At 33.9% G+C, this 21745-nt stretch carries 23 protein-coding genes; 21 read left to right on the top strand and 2 right to left on the bottom strand.

Features of this window, described 5'->3' with window-relative positions; all coding sequences use genetic code 11:
• Window positions 1–188 precede the first annotated feature (188 nt).
• Window positions 189–1178 (top strand): type IX secretion system ring subunit PorN/GldN, encoded by a 990-nt coding sequence (gene porN, locus FLA105534_RS19185; RefSeq protein ID WP_173967699.1) that lies wholly within the window; start codon window positions 189–191, stop codon window positions 1176–1178.
• Between the two features lie 74 nt (window positions 1179–1252).
• On the top strand, window positions 1253–2302 hold the full coding sequence (locus tag FLA105534_RS19190; RefSeq protein WP_173967700.1) for an NAD(P)/FAD-dependent oxidoreductase: 1050 nt from the start codon (window positions 1253–1255) through the stop codon (window positions 2300–2302).
• A 2-nt stretch (window positions 2303–2304) separates the two neighbouring features.
• On the opposite strand, the gene FLA105534_RS19195 is transcribed toward FLA105534_RS19190, so the two are convergent.
• Window positions 2305–2688 carry a DUF983 domain-containing protein gene (locus FLA105534_RS19195; protein ID WP_173967701.1) on the bottom strand — a complete coding sequence of 128 codons (384 nt, stop codon included), beginning with the start codon at window positions 2686–2688 and terminating at the stop codon, window positions 2305–2307.
• Between the two features lie 298 nt (window positions 2689–2986).
• Between FLA105534_RS19195 and FLA105534_RS19200 the strand changes: the two genes are divergently transcribed.
• The 18 genes from FLA105534_RS19200 (at window position 2987) to FLA105534_RS19285 (ending at window position 19454) form a co-directional block, all read left to right on the top strand.
• Entirely contained in the window at window positions 2987–3562 is a 576-nt protein-coding gene (locus FLA105534_RS19200; protein WP_173967702.1) for a TerD family protein, read from the top strand.
• Window positions 3563–3716: 154 nt separating this feature from the next.
• Window positions 3717–4382: an HAD family hydrolase gene (locus FLA105534_RS19205; RefSeq protein WP_173967703.1), complete on the top strand. Its 666-nt coding sequence runs from the start codon at window positions 3717–3719 to the stop codon at window positions 4380–4382.
• Between the two features lie 2 nt (window positions 4383–4384).
• On the top strand, window positions 4385–5191 hold the full coding sequence (locus tag FLA105534_RS19210) for a phosphoribosyltransferase family protein (protein WP_173967704.1): 807 nt from the start codon (window positions 4385–4387) through the stop codon (window positions 5189–5191).
• Window positions 5192–5195: 4 nt separating this feature from the next.
• A complete protein-coding gene (locus FLA105534_RS19215) occupies window positions 5196–5750 on the top strand; it encodes a TerD family protein (protein ID WP_017496982.1) in 555 nt (184 codons plus the stop codon).
• Window positions 5751–5758: 8 nt separating this feature from the next.
• The gene (locus FLA105534_RS19220; RefSeq protein ID WP_173967705.1) at window positions 5759–6367 is read left to right on the top strand and encodes a TerD family protein; all 609 of its coding nucleotides are present in this window, start codon (window positions 5759–5761) and stop codon (window positions 6365–6367) included.
• Between the two features lie 6 nt (window positions 6368–6373).
• Window positions 6374–7462, top strand: a complete 1089-nt coding sequence (locus tag FLA105534_RS19225) for a toxic anion resistance protein (protein ID WP_173967706.1) — start codon at window positions 6374–6376, stop codon at window positions 7460–7462.
• A 19-nt stretch (window positions 7463–7481) separates the two neighbouring features.
• Window positions 7482–8447 (top strand): hypothetical protein, encoded by a 966-nt coding sequence (locus FLA105534_RS19230; RefSeq protein WP_173967707.1) that lies wholly within the window; start codon window positions 7482–7484, stop codon window positions 8445–8447.
• Between the two features lie 12 nt (window positions 8448–8459).
• Entirely contained in the window at window positions 8460–9011 is a 552-nt protein-coding gene (locus FLA105534_RS19235) for a TerD family protein (RefSeq protein WP_017496978.1), read from the top strand.
• A gap of 21 nt (window positions 9012–9032) precedes the next feature.
• Window positions 9033–9692 carry a TerD family protein gene (locus tag FLA105534_RS19240; RefSeq protein WP_173967708.1) on the top strand — a complete coding sequence of 220 codons (660 nt, stop codon included), beginning with the start codon at window positions 9033–9035 and terminating at the stop codon, window positions 9690–9692.
• On the top strand, window positions 9692–10105 hold the full coding sequence (locus tag FLA105534_RS19245; protein ID WP_173967709.1) for a hypothetical protein: 414 nt from the start codon (window positions 9692–9694) through the stop codon (window positions 10103–10105). The genes FLA105534_RS19240 and FLA105534_RS19245 overlap by 1 nt, the downstream gene beginning before the upstream one ends.
• 12 nt (window positions 10106–10117) lie before the next feature.
• Window positions 10118–10756: a vWA domain-containing protein gene (locus FLA105534_RS19250; protein WP_017496975.1), complete on the top strand. Its 639-nt coding sequence runs from the start codon at window positions 10118–10120 to the stop codon at window positions 10754–10756.
• A 159-nt stretch (window positions 10757–10915) separates the two neighbouring features.
• Window positions 10916–11551 carry a vWA domain-containing protein gene (locus FLA105534_RS19255; RefSeq protein ID WP_173967710.1) on the top strand — a complete coding sequence of 212 codons (636 nt, stop codon included), beginning with the start codon at window positions 10916–10918 and terminating at the stop codon, window positions 11549–11551.
• Between the two features lies 1 nt (window position 11552).
• Window positions 11553–12041 carry a hypothetical protein gene (locus FLA105534_RS19260; protein ID WP_173967711.1) on the top strand — a complete coding sequence of 163 codons (489 nt, stop codon included), beginning with the start codon at window positions 11553–11555 and terminating at the stop codon, window positions 12039–12041.
• 252 nt (window positions 12042–12293) lie between these two features.
• Entirely contained in the window at window positions 12294–13346 is a 1053-nt protein-coding gene (locus FLA105534_RS19265; RefSeq protein ID WP_173967712.1) for a TerY-C metal binding domain-containing protein, read from the top strand.
• A gap of 4 nt (window positions 13347–13350) precedes the next feature.
• The gene (locus FLA105534_RS19270; RefSeq protein ID WP_173967713.1) at window positions 13351–14757 is read left to right on the top strand and encodes a PP2C family serine/threonine-protein phosphatase; all 1407 of its coding nucleotides are present in this window, start codon (window positions 13351–13353) and stop codon (window positions 14755–14757) included.
• Between the two features lie 2 nt (window positions 14758–14759).
• A complete protein-coding gene (locus tag FLA105534_RS19275) occupies window positions 14760–16271 on the top strand; it encodes a helix-hairpin-helix domain-containing protein (RefSeq protein ID WP_173967714.1) in 1512 nt (503 codons plus the stop codon).
• 29 nt (window positions 16272–16300) lie between these two features.
• A complete protein-coding gene (locus tag FLA105534_RS19280) occupies window positions 16301–17299 on the top strand; it encodes a TerC/Alx family metal homeostasis membrane protein (protein WP_173967715.1) in 999 nt (332 codons plus the stop codon).
• Window positions 17300–17540: 241 nt separating this feature from the next.
• The gene (locus FLA105534_RS19285; protein WP_173967716.1) at window positions 17541–19454 is read left to right on the top strand and encodes an ABC-F family ATP-binding cassette domain-containing protein; all 1914 of its coding nucleotides are present in this window, start codon (window positions 17541–17543) and stop codon (window positions 19452–19454) included.
• 196 nt (window positions 19455–19650) lie between these two features.
• On the opposite strand, the gene FLA105534_RS19290 is transcribed toward FLA105534_RS19285, so the two are convergent.
• Entirely contained in the window at window positions 19651–20613 is a 963-nt protein-coding gene (locus FLA105534_RS19290) for an App1 family protein (RefSeq protein WP_173967717.1), read from the bottom strand.
• Window positions 20614–20675: 62 nt separating this feature from the next.
• Here FLA105534_RS19290 and FLA105534_RS19295 point away from each other — a divergent pair, with 62 nt between their 5' ends.
• A complete protein-coding gene (locus tag FLA105534_RS19295; protein WP_173967718.1) occupies window positions 20676–21545 on the top strand; it encodes a diacylglycerol/lipid kinase family protein in 870 nt (289 codons plus the stop codon).
• The last annotated feature ends 200 nt before the right edge of the window (window positions 21546–21745 follow it).

Here is a 21745-nt window from a genome sequence, read left to right on the forward strand (position 1 = left end):
TTTGTAGTAAGAGTTTTTTTTTGCCCATTAATAAAAGAATTAATTGCTGAATCCGAAGGGATTGGAATTTCTTTTATAAGCTGTTTGGGATACCTTTATGGTGCTCTTATTTGGTTTTTTCATTATATGTAGGAAAAAGAACAATAAATAGTGTAAGTTTGCGTTCAATAGATTTTAATCATCTCATTATGAAAGTAAGAAAGTTTTTAATCGTTATTGTTGGAGTTATCGGAAGTTTTAGTTCTAGTGCACAATCAAATTTACTGAATGCAAAAACAGCAGATCAGATTGGGATAAAGAAGGCGTCTCAGATTGCTGCAGACAATGATAAACCTTTGTCCTACGGTTATGTAGATGATCGGGATATTTTAATGGGAAAAACGACCTGGGAGATTATTGATTTAAATGAAAAAATCAATTTTCCATTGTATTTCCCGGTAGATACGGCAAATATTGGTTCTGACAGGCGTTCGCTTTACGACGTTTTGACCAGAGGAATAAAATCGGGCAGAATCACTGAAGTATATGCCGACAGTTATTTTAATACTAAAAAATCGCTTAAAGATATTCAGGGCGGACTATCGCGTATCGATACCACGGATGCGGGTAGAGAGTTAATCAATCAGTATCCGGACGACTACAAAACTCGTGTTGTGAAGAAAAAGGTTGTTACAGGTACGGGTAAGAAAAAAGTGGTTACCTATGTTGATGAAACGGTTGGTCCGACCAGAACTGTACCAGCTGAGTATATTCTGAAACAGGATTTAACAGCAGCAGATGTTACTCAGTATAAATTGAAAGGATACTGGTATTTTGACAAACGTCAGAGTGAATTGAAATATCGCTTACTTGGAATTTGTCCTGTAACCCCCGATGTTTATACAATGAATAGCGACGAGAAAGATTATATTGAGCTGTTCTGGGTGTTCTTTCCCAATGCGAGAGAAGTGCTGAATGAGGCAAAAGCATTTAATGATAGTAATTCTGCGCGCCCAATTTCATTTGACCAGATTTTAAATTCGAGACGTTTTAATTCGATTATCTATAAAGAAGAGAATGTTTATGGAGATCGTGAGATTAAAGATTACATGAAAGACAACGCGCAAAAGCAATTGTTGGAATCTGAAAGGGTGAAAGAGAAGATTCGGGACTTCGAACAAGATATGTGGACCTACTAAGGTTATTAATGACATTATACCAAAAACTCTTACTACATTTGTGGTAAGAGTTTTTTTATTTTACCTTTTTACACATGTTGGATTATATAATTGTCGGATCTGGATTGGCTGGAATTTCATTTGCTGAAATTGCACTTAAAAACAATAAGTCTATAGTAGTTATAAATGATGAGTCGCAAAATTCATCAAGGGTTGCCGGAGGATTGTATAATCCGGTGATTTTAAAACGTTTTAGTGAGGTTTGGAAGGCGGAAGAACAGCTGTCTTTAATGGACGAATTCTATGAGACCATCGAAGGTAAGCTGAAAACGAAGGTGAATTTTAAACTTCCTATTTTAAGAAAATTTTTCTCTATAGAAGAACAGAACAATTGGTTCTCGGCTTCGGATAAACCACTCTTAGCACCATTTCTTTCTACCAAATTAATCTTTAAAAAATACAATGGTATTGATTCTCCGTTTGACTATGGAGAAGTTTTGCATACAGGATATGTTGATACCGCTCTGTTATTGGATAAATACCACGAATATTTGCTTCAAAACAAATTATTACTTCAGGAATCGTTTGACTATGCTATGTTGGTTATTGAGGAAGATTTTGTTCAGTATAAAGAATATCAGGCTAAGCATATTATTTTTGCAGAAGGTTTCGGATTACATGCCAATCCGTTTTTTCAGGATTTGCCATTAGATGGGACTAAAGGGGAACTTTTTGTTATCAAAGCACCTGATCTTGATTTAGATGTGATTGTAAATACCAGTGTGTTTATTTTGCCTTTAGGGAACGATTTGTTTAAAGTTGGTGCAACTTACAATTGGAAAGACAAAACGGATACACCAACGGAAGAAGGAAAAACAGAATTAATTGATCGTATAGAGGAAATTATCAATTGTGATTTTGAAATTGTTTCACATTTTGGCGGAGTGAGGCCAACTGTACGCGACCGAAGACCAATTATAGGAACGCACAACCAATACCAATCCCTGCATATTTTAAATGGGTTAGGGACTCGTGGTGTAATGCTTGGGCCGGCAATGGCCAAAGGTCTGTTTGAGTATATCGAAAACCAGGAAACACTGGATCCAACAATTGATATTCGTCGTTTTTACAAAAAAAGAAAATAACTTTATTGCTTTCCGGCGTTAGGGTCGTAAGAAACAAACATGTTGATGTACAGGTTTCTGGAAAGTCTTAAGACAAACGGGAACAATAGGATTAAAGTAATAACGATAATCAAAAAAGATTCTTCGATAGAGGTTTTAAAAAACACAAAGGAAACAATAAAAGCTGCAATGCCTACTGCAACATTTAAACCGTAGCTAACATACATAGCACCGTAAAAAAATGACGGTTCTATTTGATATCTTAACCCACAATGACTACAATTTTCGTTCATTTTTAGCACCTTAGTCAAATGAAGCGGATTTCGGTCTGAATACATACTTTCTTTCTGACATCTGGGGCAGCTTCCTGTTAGTATACTGTTTAGTTTGGATCCTTTTTTTAACATGATGACAATTCAGTTATTTGTTGAAGTTATAGAGAATTATTTTTTGCTTTTAGAGTAAAACCTTTCGATTCGGAGAAAAAAATATTCAAAAATTAATCTTACAAAGAAGAGTTGAACAAATATACTATTTTAGTTTGTATTTTTTGCACAAACGAGGCTATGACTGTCTGACGAGTTTTTTTTAATAACAAAACTCAATTTGTTAATAAATATTTCTGCTTTTACGGGAACCCTCATTTTTACTTAGCTTGCTTTTCGTATCATTGTATGTTTTAATTTTTTTTAAAAGGATATTTTAATGGCAATAAATTTACAGAAAGGACAAAAAATTGATATTGGTTTATCAAGAATTACTATCGGATTAGGTTGGGATCCAAATGAAGGAACAGGACATAATTTTGATTTGGATGCTTCGGCGATAATGATCAATTCTGATCGCAAACTTCTTGGGGAAAACTACTTTGTTTTTTATAATAATCTTGCCTCTCCGGATGGAGCATTAGAACATACTGGGGATGATCCGACAGGTGGTAACAGTGATGGTGATGATGACGAAGCGATTAAGGTTGATTTGAGTAAAGTTTCTCCCGAAGTTAAAGAAATCCTTTTTGTGGTGACCATTGAAGACTTTGAAAGAAGGAAACAAAATTTTGGACAGGTAAGAAATTCATATATCCGAATTGTAGATGACGCCACAGGTCAGGAAATTGCCAAGTATGAATTAGATGAGGATTTTTCTATCGAGACCGGTGTAGAATTTGGAAGATTGTACAAACGAAATGAGCAATGGAAGTTTGAGGCTTCCGGAATTGGCTACAGAGCCGATTTAGGATTCTTTTTAGAAAAATATTATTCAGGAGAAATAATTAAATAGCGTTTGATCTTTAAATGTTAATCGGGTTAAGGATATTGTTCTTTACAATGATTTATAAAGATGTTCTTAGAAGCAAACCGCAATCAATAGAAAGAAAGCTAATAGGTAAATTATAATAAACAGATATTTCTGTAAGCATTTTAAAAGTATTCATTTGAAAATAGATTATAAAAAATATTCCCATATCTCGTTCGATTTATGGCTTACATTGATAAAATCCAACCCCGAGTTTAAGAAGGAAAGGAATTTATTGTTTAAAGATTTCTTTGAAATCGATAGTACGATCGATAAGGTAAATGAGGTGGTGAGATATTATGATGTTCTGTGCAATAATATTAACGAAAAAACAGGATTGAATATAGATACGTATGAACTTTATTACCTAATTTTAAGCGCACTTGAAGTTGATATAAATAAATTTGAAACGGATAAATTAAGTGAGTTTTACGAAGAAACGGAAGCTTTATTTATAAAGTATAAACCAGAATTGATTTTTCCGGATACGAAGAAATTATTTCAGGAAATGACGAATGAAGATAAGTCTATAAATATCTTGAGTAACACAGCCTTTATCAAAGGCAGAACCTTAAGAAAGTTATTGGCACATTATGAATTGACAGATTATTTTAAATTTCAGATTTACTCTGACGAAGTTGGATTTTCAAAACCAAACAATGAAATTTTTCAATTGGTTTTTGACGAGATTAATACCTTTAAAAGCGCACAAAAAAAACAGATATTGCACGTTGGAGACAATAGTATTGCCGATTATAGTGGTGCAATTCGTTTTGGATTTGATGCTTACCTATTAAAATTATAAAAGTGAATAAAAGTTACAGCTTACATAAGATTCTTGACAGCGATAATTGTCCGTTTAGAGAAGAGGAATACAGTAAATTTAAATTTGGTGACAAATCGTATGCGGAGAAATTTGCAAAAAATTTGTTCGAAGGTTTCGTGTCAGAATTTGGAGAATTGTTGTTGTCGGAACAAGAAATTGTTATTCTGCCAAGTCCATTCTTATCCATACCAACAGCCTCGAATTTTTTGTGTTCTTATTTTAAAAAAGAGCTGAATAGTTTTTTATTCAAAAATGGTAAAAAGACAAGTATAGAATCTAAAATCTACAGAAATCAAACCTATGTTACAGATTACGGAAATTTAGATTTTGATGAAAGGGTGAAGTTAATCTCAAACGATACCTACTATATCGATCGTAATTTTATAGATGGAAAGCTTTGCATTTTTGTTGATGATATTAAAATTACCGGTAGTCACGAACATACTGTCAATAAGATTCTAAATCAATACAATGTAAATGGAGATTTTGTTTTTGTGTATTTTGCAGAATTAGTGAATAAAGGCATTCATCCTAAAATTGAAAATCATTATAACTACTATGCTGTTAAAAATGTTGAAGATATTGTTGACATTATAAACAGTCCTTCTTTTCAATATAATACCAGAATCGTCAAATTTATTTTAAGTTTAAATGAAGACCAGTTTAGGTATTTAGCCGACAATATTTCAATCGAAAAAACGAATGACTTATTTCATCTGGCAATAAGCAACAATTATCATCAGATTCTAGAGTATAAATCAAACATTAATGTAATAAAAATAGATTAAAACTATGGCTATCAATTTACAAAAAGGACAACGTGAAAACATAAATGCACCTAAATTTACCATTGGTTTAGGATGGGATACAAACAGCAGCAGTACAGGATCAGGTTTTGATCTTGATGCGTCGGTATTTATTTTGGGAGATAACAGAAAAATTATATCAGATTCTCATTTTGTTTTCTATAACAATCTAACCTCACCAGATGATGCAGTAATACATACAGGTGATAATTTAACCGGAGACGGAGACGGAGATGACGAGCAGGTAAAAATTGATTTGACTAAAATCAATTCAGCAGTAAAAGAAATTTGTGTTGTTGTAACCATTCATGATGCTGAGAACAGAAAACAGAATTTTGGTCAGGTTAGAAACTCTTTCATTCGTATTGTAGATGACAGCAATAACAGTGAAATGGTTAAATATGAGTTAGAAGAAGATTTCTCAATAGAAACGGCTGTAGAGTTTGGAAGAATTTACAACAAAGACGGGCAATGGAAATTTGAAGCTATTGGCGTTGGAATGAAAGGCGGATTAGAAGATTATTTAAATAAATACAATTAAAAAAAGATATGGCAATTAATTTAGAAAAAGGGCAACGTATCAATCTTGAAAAAAGTAACGGTACTAAATTACAAAATATTTGTGTTGGTGTAAACTGGGGAGCAATCGAGAAAAAGGGGCTTTTCGGGACTAAAAAAGAAGCAGTAGATTTAGATGCAAGTTGCGCTGTTTATGATGACAATAAAAATCATATTGACTCTGTAAATTTCAAAAAATTAATATCAAACGATCGTGCGATCAAGCACAGTGGTGATGATTTAACCGGAGATTTAAATGGTGATGACGGTTTGGATAATGAGGTGATTACTTTAGATTTTTCGCAATTATCACCAGCTGCAAATCACGTTGCATTTTTTATAAATAGTTTCAGAGGTCAGGATTTTAAAGACATTCCTTTCGCATCTATCAGAATTTACGAAGGAACTCCAACAAGAGTAAGTCAGGAATTTGCCCGTTATGATGTTGCAAATGATGCTTCTTTTGCCGGAAATGTTTCTATGGTTTTGGGTGTTTTTTACAAAAGAAACGGAGATTGGAAATTTAGTGCAATTGGAACACCAACAAATGATAAAAAGTTGGAACAAACTATAGTTACCATTCAACAAAACCATCTATAAAAAATTATGTCAGAAAATCAATTAGTTACTCAAGAGAATACCGCATTAATTGATAAGGATGGAAATGTAAACTTAGCTTCAATTTCTGAAACGGAAGTTAATAGTTACAAATCGATTTCGAATCAGTTGAATGAAAATGATACTAATTCAATCTTGAATTATGGAGCCGAAATCCAGAATTCAATTGCGAAGCAAAGTGATACTTTTTTAACCAATGTTAGAACTTATAATTCAGGTGAAGTTGGTACGTTGATAAATGACTTGCTTACAGAGTTAAATTATGTTGATGTAGATCAGCTGGATCAGGGACCATTTAAACGTTTCCTGTCTAAAATTCCGATTCTGAACAAATTGGTAACCGATGTAAAGAAATTATTCCAGCAATACGATAAGATTACTGTAAATATTGATAAGATCAGTAATAAAGTAAAGGCGGGAATGATCAATTCTGTAAAAGATAACAGTGCGCTTCAAACTATGTTTGACGGAAATGTGAATCTTATTAAAGAGATGGAAAAACACATTATTGCGGGACAAATTCGATTTAAAGAATTGGGTGAAGAACTTGCCGTAATGGAAGGGAATCCGGCTCAATACCAGGATTATCAAATTTCAGATAAAAGGAACTTTATTAATCGTCTGGACAAACGTCTGGCCGATATGAAAATTGTTCGCTTTATTATGCTGCAGTCTTTGGCACAAATTCGTGTGGTACAAAATAACAATACTTCAATTGCAGAAAAAGCACAATCAATTCTAACTACAACCATGCCGGTTTGGAAGAATCAATTAACGCTTGCGGTTGCGTTACAAAGACAAAAACAAAATATCGAAATACAGCGAAGAGTATCTGAAACAACAAATACCATTTTGCAGAAAAATGCTGAAATGTTAAAACAAAACAGTATTGAAGTAGCAAAAGAAAATGAAAATACAGTTGTATCTCTTGAGACTTTAAAAATGACAACAAAATCATTGATTGATACGTTGACAGAAGTAAAACAAATTCACGATCAGGGTACTGAAACCAGAAGACAACTTGATGCCGGATTACAAAGTCTTGAAGTTGAACTAAAAAAAGGAGTGATAAGCTAATTGAACAGAAATCAGTTAAATGCAAGAGGAAGAGGAACGGTATGTTCAAATAATAAAAGATAGTAATAGAAAACTTGTGATTTTAGAATTGTTATCCAATTTCTTTAGTCACAAGGATTTTGTTGGTGTTTTAATAAAAACAAGAATTATTCACACTCTTTTTGAAAACAATAAAACATTAGACATAAATAAATTAGAACTCTTTCATATACAGTTTACAAGCAGTTTTATTGAGTTGTTTCAAAAATTAAAAAAATCAAAAGAACAGCAGTATCTTTTAATTTCTGATGAGATTTATATCAATGACGATATCATAACCAAATTAAAATCAGAAATTGGAGAATCCGGATTTGCTGAAAAAGCAAAGACACATGCGCAAAATATGTCCGGAAAAATTGAAGTACTCTATAGTATGTTTGTCAATGAAAGTTCAGATTTTTTTAGTTGGAATGAAATTACAAGTTTTTCAGACCGTGTCAAACTAGAGTATTATCGGGAGATCACAATTGAAGAATATGAGAAAATAGCCTCTTTAAATAAGAAGCTGTATGAAAATAAGCATGCAAAATTTGAAAAGAAACTTTTAGGAAGACTAAATATCCTGAAATTTAAAATTAAGTTTTTGTGTGGGCTGGTTTGTAATAATGAAGTTATCGAGATATTCGAATTTAGAGACTCTAATGATAAATTTATTTTTATAGCTAATGAAAAAGCATTTTATTTTTTAGATGATGCAGTAGTAGAAGAGATTAATCTTGCTAAAAATGATTCAGTTAAGGGTGAGATTATCACGCAATTAAAAGAAAAAAACTCAGCATTAACATTCGAGTTAAGTACAATAAAAACATCATTTCCTGAAAATGTAAACGGTGTATTGCGAGAATATCTGAATAAAATTTCCTCAATGGATTTTATAGAAGAGCTTCAAAATGTAGATGAGCAAACCAATATTTTAAAAACAATGTTAAATATTAATATTAAATAAAAGAAAATTAAAATGGCAATTAATTTAGAAAAAGGTCAAAGACAGAGTATCGATGCTCCAAAATTTATTGTTGGACTTGGCTGGGATAGTAATTCAAGTAACACAGGAGAAGGATTTGATTTGGATGCTTCCGTTTTTTTAGTGGGTGCTAATGGAAAAATTCCAAATGATAACCATTTTGTTTATTATAATAATTTGAAATCGCCAGACGGAGCTGTAACACATACGGGAGATAATTTGACCGGAGCAGGAGACGGAGATGATGAAAAGATTCAGATAGATTTGTCTACAGTATCACCGGATGTGAATGAAATTTGCTTTGTTGTGACGATTCACCATGCTGATACCAGAAGACAAAATTTTGGTCAGATTAGAAATTCATTTATCAGAATTGTAGATCAAACGAATACTGAATTGGTGAAGTACGAGCTTGATGAAGACTTTTCTATTGAAACAGCTGTCGAGTTTGGAAGACTTTACAAAAGAAACAATGAGTGGAAGTTTGAAGCCGTAGGTATTGGTATGAAAGGTGGCTTACAGGATTATTTAAATAAATACAACTAATTTAAAACACTATTAACAAACATGGCTATTAACTTAACTAAAGGACAAAAAATTGATTTAAGAAAATCAAGTGGTGAATCATTAACAAACTTTTGCGTGGGTGTAAACTGGGGTGCAATTGAAACAAAAGGATTTCTGGGATTATCAAAAAACGTAGTAGAAATTGATTTAGATTTGAGCTGTGTGTTGATTGATGATCAGAATAAACTTTGCGATCATTTGTATTCTCCTTTATACAGAGTCGAAGTATTACAGCAATTTGGTCTTCCAAAAGGTAAATTGTTAAGTGTTGATGGTGCTTTAAAACACACAGGAGATGACCTTGCAGGTGATACTGGTGGAGATGATGGTTTAGATAATGAAATTATTACTGTTGATCTTTCTAAAGTTGATGCCAAAGTAAATCAGATCTTTTTCTTTTTAAATAATGCAGGAAAAGAAGATTTCTCACAAATTCCGTATGCTAAAATCAGAATGTATGAAGGTACTCCAACCAGAGTAGTTTCAGAATTTGCTTCTTATAATGTTTCTGCTGATTCTCAATATGTAAACAAGCGTTCTATCATTATGGGGAAATTATACAAACGTAATGGAGAATGGAAATTCAGCGCAATAGGTGATCCTACCGATGACACATTTTTAGGACAGACTATTCACAAAATAGTACAGTCTTATCTGTAATGCAAATCAAAAATATCGACGGACTCAGCGTTTCTCAAATTAGAGACATGGTTCAGCAGGGAGGCAAATTTGTTGTATTCCCGTACACAGTGTCGTTTATATTAATGACCCTAAAAAGAAGTTCTGATATTTATTTCATTAAGGCGAATGAAAATACGTTTAAGTATTCATATGGTTTTGTTTTTCTGAATCTGATCGTTGGTTGGTGGGGGATTCCCTGGGGACCGATTTACACAATAGGTTCGGCATATCATCATGTAGTAGGAGGTAAAGATCTGACCCAAGCAGTTCTGAGCCATTTAATGCAACATGACCCTGAAGCAAATACCAATACTTATACTATAAATGGTATAGAAAGCTCTAATGAAAGAAGTGAAGTAACCGAAGCACCAATCTATAATATTCCTGTATAAATCACATTTACTATGAGAAGACTGCCTGTGTACTTATTATTAGATACTTCCGGTTCAATGACCGGAGAACCTATTGAAGCTGTGAAAAACGGCGTTCAAATGATGGTGAGCTCGTTAAGACAAAATCCACAAGCCATTGAGACGGCTTTTTTAAGTATTATTACATTCGATACTACAGCGCAGCAAATTATCCCATTAACGGATTTGGCTTCTTTTCAAATGGTCGATATTAAAGCAGCCGGAGTGACAGCCTTTGGAGATGCATTGAGATTAGCGGCACAAAAGATAGAAACCGAAGTTGCCAAAACAACAACAGAACAAAAAGGGGACTGGAAACCATTGGTATTTATTATGACTGACGGAATTCCAACCGATAATTGGGAAAGTGGTCTTAATGAATTTAAAAAAGCAAAAGTTGCCTACACCATTGCCTGTGCAGCTGGTGGAGGAGCCGATACCGCTATTTTAAAAAGGATCACAGATAATGTAGTAAGTCTGGATACAGCGGATAGTTCCAGTATTGGGAAATTTTTTCAATGGGTCACAGCTTCGATTGGAGTAACTTCAACAAAAGTAGAAGACTTCGGTAAAGAATTTACAAATTTAAAAGAATTGCCTCCGCCTCCGTCTGAACTAAACATTGTAGTTTAAATTTCGGCGAGGCAGAGTTTATATTGCCGTTTTAATTCAATAAACTTTTTCGTATTACGTCTTTTTTAAAAGAAGTTATACGCATTAAGTATGCTTGTGAATTTCTAAAACTCATGTTAGTAGTAAAGTAATTCCATTTATTAAATCATTTTTAAAGTTATGAGAAGACTACCTGTTTATTTTTTGCTGGATACTTCCGGTTCGATGTATGGAGAGCCCATTCAGGCGTTAAATAATGCCTTAAGTGGTATGATTAACACTTTGCGCTCAGATCCTCAGGCTTTAGATTCCCTTTGGATTAGTATTATAACTTATGATCGTGAAGTAAAAGAAATAGTACCCTTAACAGAGTTAGTTCACTTTCAGCTTCCTGAAATCACCTGTCCACAAAGCGGTCCTACAAATACAGGAGCAGGTTTGGATTTTGTGATTAAAAAGGTAAAAACAGATGTTATAAAAGGCTCGGCAACTCAAAAAGGAGACTGGAAGCCATTACTATTTGTTTTTACAGATGGGAAACCTAGTGATATTCAGTTTTACAGAGAAAAAATCACCGAGATACGAGATCTGAGTTTTGGAGCTGTTGTAGGTTGTGCAGCCGGACATATGGCCAACGATTCTATTTTGAAAGAACTGACAGATAATGTAGTGCATTTGGCATCAGCTGATAGTGCTACATTGAAACAATTTTTTAAATGGGTTTCTGAAACAATCGAACAAGGGAATAAAAGTCAGGGAACGGGTGAAAGTGTTACATTGCCGCCTCCGCCAAGCGAAATAACAGTAGTGATTTAGTATGGAAGTACTGGGCACCCTGATCACGATTATTAGTATAATTGTACATATTGTTCAAAAAGTAAATGAATCCTCCTCCGGGAGCGATGACAACAGAAACTCTTATAGGGACGTAACTTATGAGGTTGTTCATGAGTTTACACCACAGGAAAAATTAGAAAACATGAACATTGACAGTTTAAACATTTGTTATAAAACTGCCGGAATTAATGGCTTCTCTATTGAAAACGCAAGACGTACTTTGCTTAATCATTACGTGCAGGATGATTTTTATATCGATGATGTTATTATACGTCAGAATTGTATGTATATAAAAGTAATGCATGCTATTCCGTATAGCGGCAGGAATAAATGTTATGGGGCTTCTTTTTCAATCAATTTTATGACTGTAAATGATGGTGTCGCTGTTTATGGAGCAAAGAAAATAAATGCCGATGAAGAATTGGTTTTTAAAGAAATCGCAAACCAATTAATATACGCAGTTTCCTAATGTATTTTATAAAGATATTTATTCAAATTCTAATTGTTGGGTTGTTTTTATACTCCAAATTATTGCCTTATAAAGATAAATTGAATCCACAGTACAGGAGTATTTTTGATTTTTTCAATAGTATTTTTTCACCCCTATTCAATTCTCTAAAAACAATGATAAAACCTTTTCAGGTTGGAGCGGGTTTAGCGGTTGATATGACGCAGATTCTGCTTTTAGTTATTTTTTTAATGTTATTAAATTTCCTTTAAAATGAGAAGATTACCCATATATTTTTTAATTGATATTTCGGAGTCAATGGTTGGAGAACCAATTCAGCAGGTTGAAGAAGGATTGGCTACCATAATTCAGGCTTTAAAAACTGATCCGCATGCTCTTGAAACTGTTTTTGTTTCGATTATAGTGTTTGCAGGACAGCCCAGAACATTAGTGCCTTTGCAGGAAATAGTAAGTTTTTATCCGCCTAAATTTCCAATTGGCAGCGGTACTTCTTTAAGCAAAGGACTGGGGCATTTAATGTATGAGTTAAGAAGTAATATAGTTAAAACTACTTATGAGGTAAAAGGTGATTGGAAACCTATTGTTTTTTTATTTACAGACGGCGTTCCTACTGATGACAGTCAGGCAGCAATAAACGAATGGAAACAAAACTGGCAGCGAACAGCCAACTTAATTGCGATTTCTTTTGGTAGCGAAACAGATACAAAATTATTAGGCGAGCTTACAGAAAATGTACTGCATTTTAAAAATACCAATGTACAATCGTATAAAGAGTTTTTTAAATGGGTAACAGACTCCATAAAAACAAGCAGTATAAGTGTTGAAAGTAATTCGAATGGTTTTGAATTGGCGAAATTAGACGGAGAAACACTTTCGAAAATAGATTTAACCAAAGAAAGTCCAAATCGTCAATATGTCGATGATAATTTTGTAGTTCTAAACGGAAAATGTCAAAATACCAAAAGACCTTATTTAATGAAGTACCGCAAAACTATCGCGGAATCTATTTATGCAGGAATAGAATTATCTTCAAAAAACTACAAGTTAGTAGGCGCATATCAGGTTGATAACTCTTATTTTGAATTAGCAGATTCGGCTAATTTTAGCAATAAAGTAAATACCGATGAACTTATTGGCGGACCAACTTGTCCGTGTTGTGGAAATCAGATTGCTTTTGCCGTTTGTGTGTGTGAAAAAATACATTGCATTGGTGACGAAGATATAAGTACTTGTCCTTGGTGTAACAATCAGGGAAGTTATGGCTGCGGTGAAGGCGGGTTTGATGTAAACAGAACACAAGGATAATTTCATGGAGGAAACCAAAAGATATATTCAGTCTTTTTTATCCCAAAAGAAAATTGACATTTCTGCAGATAAAGCAGCCCTTTTCGAGGCCTTTATAGCCAATGAAAAAAATGTCAATGCAGTAAAAATAATTCAGGAAAACCAAAAAATGATTATGCAGAATTGGATATTGAAAAACAGAATAGACGATATTTTGACACAAACGGTCTCAATACCAAACGGCACAGTAAATAAAAATTATCAGGCAAAAATTGATTTCAATGCTTTGAGCTGGAATGATTTTATTTTTTTTGAAATAGAAGGCTTAGAAAGTACAGGTCTTGAATTTAATGCGAATGATGAGCTAATTGGAACTCCAAAAATAAGCGGGGATTTAAAAATAAAAATACTATTTAGAGTTCAGGGTGAGCCGGAAGATTCGGTTTTAAACGAAAAAACACTAACACTGATTATAAATCCGGATCCAAAATCGTTGTGGAAGGATTTGGAAAGCGATAAAACCGATGCGCTCTGGAAACCGGATAATGAAATTGTTGCGACTAAATTTTTAGATAAGAATATTGTAGTGGCTTCTAAAAGAGGCCGTAGTCATGCTAATAAAGGTTCTTTTAGAGAAGACGATTTTACTTTTAAAAATCTTGGCGAAATTGGATGGAGCGTTCTGGCGGTTTCGGATGGTGCAGGTAGTGCAAAACTTTCAAGACAAGGTTCGAAAATAGCCTGTGATTCGGTTATTCAGTATTTTGAAGAAAATTTAAACACAGAAGGTTTAAAGGAATTTGATGGGGTTTTAAGCGAGCATCATCATAAAGCAACCGATGAAACTTCAAAAAAAATAAGTCATTTTGTATATCATAATTTGTCAAGAGCGGCTCATTTTGCACATCAGGAAATTGAAGAATTTGCGATCAAAAATGAAGCTGATCTGAAAGATTTTCATGCAACTTTAATTTTTGCTCTGGTGAAGAAATATGATTTTGGATATGCCATCTTAACTTTTGGAATAGGGGATTGTCCAATCGGATTATTGAATAAAGATCTGACAGAGGTTAAGTTAATGAATTGGATTGATGTAGGCGATTTTGGAGGAGGAACACGATTTATAACCATGCCGGAAATTTTTCAAAGTGATAAATTTTCTACTCGATTTGGATTTAAATTGGTTGATGATTTCTCTTATTTGATGCTGATGACGGACGGGATTTACGATCCTAAATTTGTTGTTGAAGCCAACCTGGAAAAGATTGATAAATGGAACGAATTTCTTGAGGATCTAAACGGAAAAAATGAAGACGGAAATAAAGTTGATTTTGATAAGGGAAATACTGAAATTGCCAACCAGCTTTCAGCTTGGATGGATTTCTGGAACCCGGGAAATCATGATGACAGAACCCTTGCCATAATTTATTAAGTATGAGTGTAATTACAGTAAAATCAATTAATGACACCGTGAAGACCTATCAATTTGTTGATAATGGTGAACCCATGCGTGGCGGTGTTAAAGATGTTTATTTTAGTCCGGATAGAAAATATGTTGTTGCTATTTTTAGAGATAAATTAGATTTCAATCAAAAAGAGAGATTACAAAGAATCACAAATAAATATCTGGCTCAGATCCAGAACGGAGATGCAGGAGATTATTATTTAAATGAAGTATACAGATGGCCTACAGATGTTATAGAACATAAAGGTTTGACGGGTATAATCGTTCCGATTTACGACGGTAAATTTTTCTTTAAAAAAGGATATGCTACGAGTGACTTAATTCAGGGAAAAGAAAAAAACGGGAAATGGTTTGCAGGTCCTAAATTCAGAAACCCCCATTTCCCTCTTAGAGTCTCGAATTCAGAATTAGGAGACTGGCTGAGTTATTTTCAGGTTTGTGTCAATTTAACCCGGGGTGTAAAGAAAATGCATGCTATGGGATTGGCCCATTCTGATTTGTCGTACAATAATGTTTTAATCGATCCAATTCAAAGATCGGCCTGTATGATTGATTTGGACGGATTAGTGGTGCCGGGTTTATTTCCTGCGGAAGTAATTGGCACAGCAGAATTTATCGCTCCCGAAGTACTTTCGACCAAACATTTAAACAAAACCGATCCTGACAGAAAATTACCGAGTCGATTAACGGATCTGCATGCATTGCCGGTTCTTATTTACATGTTTTTACTACACAGACACCCTTTGAAAGGAGGGAAGGTTCATGATCTTGATACCGAAAAAGATGATTTACTGTCTATGGGAGAAAAAGCAATGTTTATTGAACATCCAACGGATGAAACGAATAGACCCAAACTCAATCAGGTTTCTAAATGGGATTTACCATGGGCAGATATTAACCAATTGCCATATTCGATTACGGGGCCTTATTTAAAAACCTTATTCGATAAAGTTTTTATAGACGGATTGCACAATCCGATGCAAAGACCTAATGCTGAAGAGTGGGAAATAGCATTACTCAAAACAACAGACTTAATGCAGAAGTGTCACAATGCGGCGTGCGAGCAAAAATGGTATGTTTTTGATAACACAAATACACCAAAGTGCCCATTTTGTAATACTCCTCACAAAGGTACGCTGCCAGTCTTAGACCTCTATTATCAGTTTCAGGAAACAGTATGGAAACCCGAGAATCATAGATTAATGGTTTATAACGATCAGTACTTGTTTCAATGGCATGTAAATCGTAATATTGCCCGCAATGAAAAATTAACGCCACAGCAAAAAGTACCGGTTGGTTATTTTACCTATTTTAATGATAAATGGGTATTTGTCAACCAAAAGTTAACTTCATTAAAAGACTTAACCGAAGACAAAGAAATTCCTATTGGAACTATGATAGAGCTGACTGACGGAAAAAAAATACTTCTTTCAAAAGAAGAAGGAGGAAGAGTCATTATGGTTACAATGGCCAATAAATAAATTTAAATTTAACTTAATTAATATTCAAAATGAATCAGCACCCTATTTTTTCAGAACATCCGGGATTAATAATCGTTTTCGCGATTGCAGTAGTCATCATGCTATTGTTGGATTTAGGAATTTTCAACAAAAAAAGCCATGAAGTAAGTAATAAAGAAGCAGTAACCTGGTCATTAGTATGGATTAGTTTAGCGATGATTTTTAGTGGTTTGGTTTATTACTTTGCGGGATCGGCGAAATTTTACGAATTTCAGTCGGCTTATTGGATTGAAAAAGCACTTTCAGTAGATAACCTTTTTGTATTTATATTAGTATTCAAGTTTTTTGACGTAGCCAACCAAAACAAACACAAAGTTTTATTTTGGGGTATTATCGGAGCATTGGTCTTGAGAGCTATCTTTATCTTTTCGGGAGCTTTCTTAATCGAACTTACCTATTTAAACAAGCTTTTAAGTCTGGTTGGAGTAGCAGGGTTCAAGTACGATATCAACTTAATCATGACAGCTTTCGGATTGTTTTTGGTTTATGCAGGAATCAAATCATGGTCTGCTGGTGATGATGACGATGAAGAGGATTACAACAATACCAGAGGAGCAAGATTAATCAGAAAGTTTTTCAGCGTTAGCGATAAATACGATGGAGATAAATTCTTTACATTCGAAAACGGAAAAAAACTGGCAACACCACTTTTGGTAGTAGTAGCTGTAATTGAGTTTACCGATTTATTGTTTGCAGTAGATTCTATACCGGCAATTTTTGCCATTTCTAGTGATCCGTTTATTCTTTATACGTCTAACATTTTTGCAATTTTGGGACTTAGAGCCTTATTCTTTTTATTGGATAACTTTATTCACTTGTTCAGTAAATTGCAATATGGTTTGGCTATAATTCTTTCGTTTATTGGAGTGAAAATGATTATTTCTCCATTTTATCATATTGAATCTTTGTATTCATTACTTGTAATTGGAGGGATTCTGGCAATTTCGGTAATTGCATCAGTAATGTTACCGGAGCCAAAAGAGGCATAAGGAACACGATAAATATTTTATTAAACGGATAAAAGCCTTTTAGACTTCTATCCGTTTTTTTATTATTCAAACAAAAGAGGTTAAAGGCTAAAAAAGAGTTTTTATCGCGAAATAAACCAGTACGATTTGTTTTTAAATCGACAGTCGAAACTTAAATTAATTGTCATACTTTTGCACTTTCAAAAAGTAAAGTAAATAAGGTACTTAAAACCTTTACTGCTTGCAACAATAGTTACACATTATGCTTAATATACACAATCTTTCGGTTTCTTTTGGAGGAACATATTTATTTGAAGAAGTTACTTTTCGTTTAGGTGCTGGCGACCGTGTAGGTCTTGTTGGTAAAAACGGAGCAGGTAAATCTACAATGCTTAAAATGTTAGCAAGAGATTTTGCTCCTGATTCCGGGGTTATTTCCCAGGAGAAAGATATCCGAATGGGTTTTTTGCGTCAGGATATTGATTTTGAACGCGGAAGAACTGTGTTGGAAGAAGCGTATGAAGCCTTTACAGAAATTAAAGTTGTAGAGAAAAAACTAGAAGAAATCAATCATCAATTGGTTACCAGAACCGATTATGAAAGTGAAGAATATGGCCAGATCATCGAGGATTTATCTGATTATACCCATCGTTTTGACCTTCTTGGAGGTTACAATTATGTGGGAGATACAGAGAAAATTCTTTTAGGATTAGGTTTCAAAAGAGAAGTTTTCAATAACCAAACTGAAACATTTTCGGGAGGTTGGAGAATGCGTATCGAGTTGGCCAAACTGCTATTGCAATCCAATGATGTATTGCTTCTGGATGAGCCAACCAACCACTTGGATATCGAGAGTATTATTTGGTTAGAGAGTTTCCTGCGTAACTATCCGGGAGTTGTGGTAATCGTATCGCACGATAAAATGTTCCTTGATAACGTTACCAACCGTACCATCGAAATCTCATTAGGAAAAGCGTATGACTTTAATAAGCCGTATTCTCAATATTTAGAATTGCGTCATGAAATTCGTGAAAAGCAATTGGCAACTCAAAAGAATCAGGCAAAGAAAATTGAAGAAACTGAAAAATTAATCGAAAAGTTCCGTGCAAAAGCTTCCAAAGCTTCAATGGCGCAATCGTTAATTAAAAAGTTAGATAAAGTAGAAAGAATTGAAGTAGATGAGGATGATAATTCGGTAATGAATATTTCGTTTCCAGTTTCAAAAGAACCGGGAAAAGTAGTAATCGAAGCTGAGAATGTTACCAAAGCTTACGGAGAGAAAACGATTCTGAAAGATATTAGTTTATTGGTAGAAAGAGGAAGTAAAATTGCCTTTGTGGGACAAAACGGACAAGGAAAATCGACTTTCATTAAAGCTCTTGTAGACGAATTTGAGTACCAGGGGAACATCAAATTAGGACATAATGTTCAGTTAGGATATTTTGCTCAAAATCAGGCTGAATATTTAGATGGAGAAATTACGTTGCTTCAAACTATGGAAGATGCTGCTACAGACACAAACCGTATGAAAGTTCGTGATATGTTGGGATCCTTTTTATTCCGTGGAGACGATGTTGAGAAAAAAGTAAAGGTACTTTCAGGAGGTGAACGTAACCGTTTGGCACTTTGTAAATTGTTGTTGCAGCCTATCAATGTGTTGTTGATGGATGAGCCTACGAATCACCTGGATATTAAATCGAAGAACGTTTTAAAAGCAGCACTTCAAAAATTTGGAGGAACCCTATTATTGGTTTCTCACGATAGAGATTTCCTTCAGGGAATGTCGAACATCGTTTACGAATTCAAAGATCAAAAAATAAAAGAATATTTAGGAGACATCAACTACTTCTTAGAGCAACGCAATCTAGAAAACATGCGTGAGGTTGAGAAAAAGGATGTGGCGAAAGCTGCTGCTCCAAAAGAAAGCAATAAAACGTCATACGAAGATCAGAAAAAAGGAAAAGCACTTCAAAATCGATTGAGTAAAGTAGAGAGTCAAATCAAACAATTGGAGAAAGACATTCAGCACGATGACAAAATGCTGGCTTCTAATTACGACAAACATATCGAAGATGCTTCGTTTTTTACTGCATACAACAAAAAGAAAAAAGATTTAGATCAATTGTTGCTGGACTGGGAAATTGTTCAGGAAGAGATTGATAACTTTAATGCTTAATTAGTTTTCAGTCGCGGTTCTCAGTATTCAGTCTTAGTTTTCAGTTTTGAAACGAATATATAACTTTGTCAAAGGTTGAACTTTGACAAAGTTTTTTTATGTCTAAAGTTTACTATCCCTTACAAAAAAGCAGAAGACACACTATATGTACTCCATGCATTTCACAAATCACATTTCACAAATCACATCTTACATTTTACGAAATAAGACCGATAGATTTAGAGTGCATAATGGCCTCACTGCTGTCTTTATAGTAACAAACGGAAACCTCTAAATTTTCGAGGTTTTTCATAATTGTTTTGGTGGCTTCTTTTTTGTGTTTTCCAGTTTGTCGGATGTAAACCGCCTTTACGGTTACGGGAAATATTTTACAGATCCGCTCATACAAAATGGGATCGTGCTGTGAATCATCTCCTAATAAAACATATTTAAGATTGGGGTAGAATTCTAAAACGTGTTTTATTTTATCAAATTTATGGTCGTGATTTCCGCGTCCGCTCATGAAGAAATCGGGGACTCCTCTTTTGATGTCTTTCAATAGAATTACGGCCCTTGGCAGATGGTGTATTTTGGTGAATTTGACAATAAAACGATACAAATTCCATTCGCTGCTGGATACATAAAAAAAAGCATTTTCTTCTTCTTTATTATTTCTTCCGGCTGAACTCAAAGCCTGATAATGTGGTACTACATCTTTAAAAACCTTGCGGTCATTCACATTTTTAAATAAGAGAACATATATTTTTCGAAAGAAATTTCCGGTGTGCGAGATCAGAAAAGTATCATCAATATCGGAGATAATGCCTAATTTACCTTTGTGAGGCCGAATGAAACTGCCCTTTTCGGTTATGGTTTCTGTTTTATGTTTAATACTGACTTCATATTCAATCCACCCAAAATGAGTTTCTTTTTCCAGCGGAATACAAAACTTAAAATAGCCGTCGTCCAATGTTTTGGTGTGAATCTCCTGATTGCCGCATTTTAGATAAATATCAAAATTTTTAATAGTTTTTATCCTGAACTGATTGATAATTGAAGTAGCATTTTTGAAATTTTTCTTCTGAAAATCATATTCATACGTTCTTCTGAAAACATGTCCCATTACAATTAATTCTTCTTCATTGGCGTAACCGCGATATAATTGTAAAATTGGTTTCATTAATTATGTATATTTATAGATGATGTAAATTAATTATTTTAATTGATTTTAAAAATAAAACTTTGAAAAAGAATATTCTATTTGTCGTAAACCCGATTTCGGGAGATCTGGATAAATCCGATTTAATAGCTGATGTACAGGAGTTTGCAACCACTCATCATTTTGATTTGGAAGTTTATGAAACTACTGGTAAGAACGATCAAAAAAAGGTACAGGCACTTTATAATCAGTATCAACCCGAACGCATTGTGGTGGCTGGGGGTGACGGAACCATAAAAATGGTGGCCGAAGCTATGGAGCAATTTGATATCATTATTGGTATTTTACCCGCTGGTTCGGCTAACGGATTGTCAGTAGATTTGAATCTGCCGGACACCATCGAGGAGAATCTGAAAATAGCTTTTCTGCATCATTATATCGAAATGGATATGATTTGTATTAACGGTAAAAAAAGTATCCATTTGAGTGATATTGGAGTCAATGCAAACTTGGTAAAGAATTACGAAGAAAGTAATTTACGTGGTTTTTGGGGTTATGCATTACAAGCATATTCGGCATTAAAAGAATCCGAAGAACCTTTTGTGGCTACTATTTCGGCTAATAATGAAACGGTTGAACATACGGCGCGAATGATTGTAATTGCCAATTCTCAAAAATACGGAACAGGCGTAATTATTAATCCAAATGGCGCAATGAACGACGGAAAGTTTGAATTGGTAATTTTAAAAAGCCTTGATTTGTTGTTAATCGGGAAAATAATTACTGGAAATATGCCAATTGATTCTGATGATATCGTAATTATTTCGACAGACCAAGCGACAATAAAAACAGATTATCCCGTAAATTTTCAGATCGATGGCGAATATTGTGGCGCGCAAACTGATTTAGAAATTCATATTTTGCATAAGCAAATGAAAATTGCGGTGGCTTGAAAGTGAAGTTTTAATTTGAAAAAAAAGAATAAAGACAAAAATCATTTTAGAGTTAAAATTTATACAAGGGGTAATAAAGAAGGTAAAATCTTAACTAAAAAGAGTAAGTTTTTAAATGTAAAAAAGTACTTTAGTTTTTTATAATAACCCCGCCACATATTTATTAATAATGAAAAAAATATTTTTCACAATTTTTATTC

Source organism: Flavobacterium collinsii, assembly GCF_902804485.1.
Classification (GTDB): Bacteria; Bacteroidota; Bacteroidia; order Flavobacteriales; family Flavobacteriaceae; genus Flavobacterium; species Flavobacterium collinsii.